The sequence below is a fragment of the Nostoc sp. CALU 1950 genome, from assembly GCF_051172895.1.
Lineage (GTDB): Bacteria > Cyanobacteriota > Cyanobacteriia > Cyanobacteriales > Nostocaceae > Nostoc > Nostoc edaphicum_A.
In genome coordinates, this window is record NZ_JBDNJQ010000297.1 from 1 (window position 1) to 3971 (window position 3971).

5 protein-coding genes are annotated in these 3971 nt (G+C 40.0%); all 5 read right to left on the minus strand.

What is annotated here, in order from left to right; translation table 11 throughout:
- Window positions 1-38: 38 nt before the first annotated feature.
- Window positions 39-251, minus strand: coding sequence for a hypothetical protein (locus tag ABF638_RS37010; RefSeq protein ID WP_435027725.1), 213 nt, complete (start codon window positions 249-251; stop codon window positions 39-41).
- Window positions 252-281: 30 nt separating this feature from the next.
- Window positions 282-881: a hypothetical protein gene (locus tag ABF638_RS37015; RefSeq protein ID WP_435027726.1), complete on the minus strand. Its 600-nt coding sequence runs from the start codon at window positions 879-881 to the stop codon at window positions 282-284.
- A 44-nt stretch (window positions 882-925) separates the two neighbouring features.
- A complete protein-coding gene (locus ABF638_RS37020; protein ID WP_435027727.1) occupies window positions 926-2275 on the minus strand; it encodes a DUF2254 domain-containing protein in 1350 nt (449 codons plus the stop codon).
- A complete protein-coding gene (locus ABF638_RS37025; protein ID WP_435027728.1) occupies window positions 2272-3279 on the minus strand; it encodes a mechanosensitive ion channel family protein in 1008 nt (335 codons plus the stop codon). The genes ABF638_RS37020 and ABF638_RS37025 overlap by 4 nt, the downstream gene beginning before the upstream one ends.
- Window positions 3280-3311: 32 nt before the next feature.
- Window positions 3312-3971, minus strand: a 660-nt coding sequence (locus ABF638_RS37030) for an ion transporter (protein ID WP_435027729.1), incomplete at its 5' end; no start/stop codon positions are given.

The following is a 3971-nucleotide window of genomic DNA, read 5'->3' on the forward strand; positions in this document are numbered from 1 at the left end:
ATTCTTTCCTGCTCTCTATTTTACGGTTCTATGCAGCCTCACATAGAATTGGTATCAGCAGTTGGTGTTAGAGGACGCGAACTTTGATTTTGTGTTTCCTTAACTGTTGGAGAAGTAACAATTGAAGGACGAACTTTTCCAGAAAAATCTGTTGAACAGCTACTCAAAAATCCTCCCGTTATGCCGATAAAAGGTAGCAGCAGATGAGTTGTTAGTTTGCGCGTCAAAAAATTATTTTTTGATGTATTCATCGTTATTTCAAGTGTTAAATATTATGTAATTTAAATGTATGTCTCAGTTTGCGAATGATTTGCCTCTGCATTACGACTTGTCCAGTTTCGCAACGCCCAAAGGCTAATTAAAGCTGCTAATCCAGCACCGAGACTGTCCATAATTAAATCTATAATGGTATCATCCAAGCTTTCAATTACTTGAGTACTGAGAATTTTACCAGCAGACCATTCTGTGACTTCCCACAAAGCACCAATAGCAATTCCAAAACTGGTAATTGTAACTAGATACAAAAGTGTATGATTCCGAAATATATTCAACATTGAACCATACACTAAAAAACTAAGTGCCAGGGTAATTGCAGAAGTCGTATAAGCATGAACAATTTCGTCATAGGGGCCTGGCATACCAAATAAATCCCATACCCAACCAGTAGCATTGAGCAATGCAGCCAACACAAACAAAAAATCAAATAAAGTGGGTAATTTATCATCTCGGATGACAAACACAAAGGATAGAACAAGGAAGACTGCAAGCCCCAAGGCATTTGACCATTTACCTTGAACTGCTGCGGCTATGACAAAAATTGTTAATACAGCCTGTCCTATCCATGCGATAGTTCGATAACCTTTCCAATTCAGAATTTTCATAATTATTACCTCAAAAATATTAATTTAAAACGCCATTCTTCTGATTAATCCCAATCCTTATTATTGTCATCATTATTTAAATTTTTAATGACCTGATAATAACTCTCTTCTACATCTTTGTAGTCTTGTTCTTGTGATAGTCCTTCACGGCTATCTTGTAAAATCATGTCAGCATGATGGCGCAGGCTTGCTTGATATTTAGAATTATTAGTGTAGGTAGCAATAGTAGATATAGCTTCTAACAAACGAATAGTTACTCCTGCATCCGACTTTCCATACTGCCGAATTTGGTTAAAAGCACGATCAACCAATCCTTGAAAATCTACTCCTTCAGCAATGAAACGCAATTTGTTATTTTTATCGTAGCGGTAGGGCGAAGGGAAATCTCTTTGAACTAAGTGGCACAATCCAGCGTTAATTCGGTCAATACAGCGAATTGCAGTAAATGGATCATTTATTCCAGGGGAAATGGCACGCAGAGCAATTTCTACTAATTGATCAATTGGAAACTCTATATCCTGTTGTTCTGTACGTTCTTTGCCCAAAATAAAAGCATCATTGATTTGTTTGGTAAGTTTTTTATTTACTTTTTTTCCAGGAAAAACCAATGCTAAATCGCTACCTTGAATTAGAAATTTCCCTGGTCTAACCTTAAGGCGTACTAGCAAATTATGTTTACAAGCAATTTTCATCAATTCTTCGTCATCAATTGCTTGTAAATAACCAGTGCCATTAGCTCGAATTGGTAAAGCTTCCTCCTCAAAAGACATGGGAATTTCTTCAATTCTTTGTCTGTGTTCTGGTTCACCATGCCCAATTCTTTCTGGAAATAGCCGCTTAATTGCTGAATGTAAATCCTCACTAACATTTTCGATTACGTGAGATGCCTGAATTATTGTTGAAGCATGATGGATAAAATAAATCAAAACACTAATGCTAATGATTGCGAGTAAAGTGCCGACTGTAACTGAAAGTTGTGGCACATACTGTTCGTATCCATCTCCTTCTCCATGAATTGTTCGCAGTACGAACAAGCAGTAAATGAACGTACTAATAAATGTGCCTAGTACAACTTGATTACCTGTATCCTGCATAAAATTACGCAGAAGTCGCGGCCCGAAATTGGAAGCAGCCAACTGAAGCGCCACAATTGTAATTGAAAAGGCTGTAGCAGCAACGCTAATCATCGAACCTGCAACCGATCCTAACAGCGATCGCGCTCCATCTGCTCCACCACCGTAAACCCACCAATAATCAATGTCTACCTTGCCTGTGCGGTCAAGATTAAGCATTGTGAAAGCTAAAGCAGTAGCTACTACCGCCATAACCGCCGGTATGAACCAATAACTTGAGTGGAGTTGATCCCACAGTTTGCTTATCTTGACATTTTTCATTGTTCGTTGGTTTGAGAATCTACTTTACCGTTGTTATCTTCTGAGGAGCGTGCTTGAGCAAGTAACCTGAGCGAATCGCTGATACGCCGAGGCTTAGGTACTTCACCTTTACCAGATGGCCAACCTTCACGCTGACGGGAACGGTTTCCATCTGTCTCTTCGGTCTGGTCGTGGAACAGAATTTGTTGAGTTGGGAAGGGCAAATCAATACCGTTTGCAACAAGCGTTTTCTTGATTGCAATAATCACTTTATCCCGCGAAATCAGATTATCTGCCCGTCGTGGTGGATGAACCCACCAGCGTACCCGGATGTTGACAGTGCTTTCGGCTAGTTCCATTGCTAGTACATCAGGAGCCGGGTCTTTTAAAACCTCATCTACACTAAGCATTGCGTCTAGCATTAACTGCTTGGCACGGTCAATGTCGTCGTTGTAGCCAATGCCCACATCATACTCTAATCGCCGATTATCAAAGGCAGTGTTTACAGTTACAGAATTAGTAAATAATTCTGAGTTCGGAATGACAATCCGCCGACCGTCATAAGTTCTGATTGTTGTTGCGCGTGTCTCAATATTTTCGACCGTTCCTTCAAAGCCTTTAAAAACAATTTGGTCATCAATTTGAAAAGGTTCAGTGAGCAGAATTAAAATTCCAGCTAAGAAATTTTGCAAAATATCGCGGAAAGCAAAACCAATTGCAACACCACTAATTCCCAACAATTGTATCAAATCACCAGCTTGAAATGTAGGAATCACAATGGAAAGGGCGATAAACAACCCAATCAGAATTGTCAACCCCTGCGCTAACCTTCCTAGTACTAGACCTAAATTTCGCGCAGAACGACGATTGCGAGTTAGCCGCTTAACTAGTGCCTTAATTCTGCTAGCAACAAATAAAAAGAAGATGAAGACAATTAACCCTAATACAATGTTTGGTAGCAAAGCTATCAAACCGTTAATCATAGTTTGAATCTTATCCCAAGCTGTCGAGATTTCTGCATTCATGTAGTTTCCTCACTAGTTAATTTTTGCTAACGTTAACGCTCAGAATTTTGATGCAATAATTCTTGAATTTCCCCCCGCAATGCTGCGATTTCTCTCTGAAGCATTTGAATCGATTTTGCTCCAGCTAACTCTGCTTCATCATCATCAGCATCACGGCCAATAAAAAACGTCGCCAGAGTCGCAGTAACATAGCCAAACACGGCAAATGCATATAACGCTAAGAAAAAACAAAGCACCCGACCTTCGGGCGTTTTGGGCCAATACTCAGAACCCATTGTTGTTATGAGCATTGCTGTCCACCATAAAGCAGTGGCATAGTTGTGCAGTCCAGATTCTACAGGCACTTCATTCTCAAACGCATACATCCCTACTGCTCCTATTAAAGTAACAATCATTGTTAACGCCACAACATAACCAAACCCTCGACGGCTTACACTTGCTGCCAGAACCCTCATTCCTCGGTTAGCACGAGTCATAACTCGCAACAGTTGTAATCCCCGCACAGCCCTTGTTGTTTGTAGTATTTTGATGACTCGGATAATCCGAAAAGTACGCAATGCTGGCAACACTAAAGAAATAGCTGTTAGCCAGTTACTTTTGATATAGGAAATTTTATGAGGAGCGATCGCTAATTTAATAGGACCAGCCCTTTCAAGGTGTCTGCTTTTAGGTATTATTTTTGGGATAGAATT

What these genes read in the sequence shown, in the direction of transcription:
- ABF638_RS37010 (WP_435027725.1), bottom strand. Translation starts at nt 251, where the DNA reads ATGAATACATCAAAAAATAATTTTTTGACGCGCAAACTAACAACTCAT.
- ABF638_RS37015 (WP_435027726.1), bottom strand. Translation starts at nt 881, where the DNA reads ATGAAAATTCTGAATTGGAAAGGTTATCGAACTATCGCATGGATAGGA.
- ABF638_RS37020 (WP_435027727.1), bottom strand. Translation starts at nt 2,275, where the DNA reads ATGAAAAATGTCAAGATAAGCAAACTGTGGGATCAACTCCACTCAAGT.
- ABF638_RS37025 (WP_435027728.1), bottom strand. Translation starts at nt 3,279, where the DNA reads ATGAATGCAGAAATCTCGACAGCTTGGGATAAGATTCAAACTATGATT.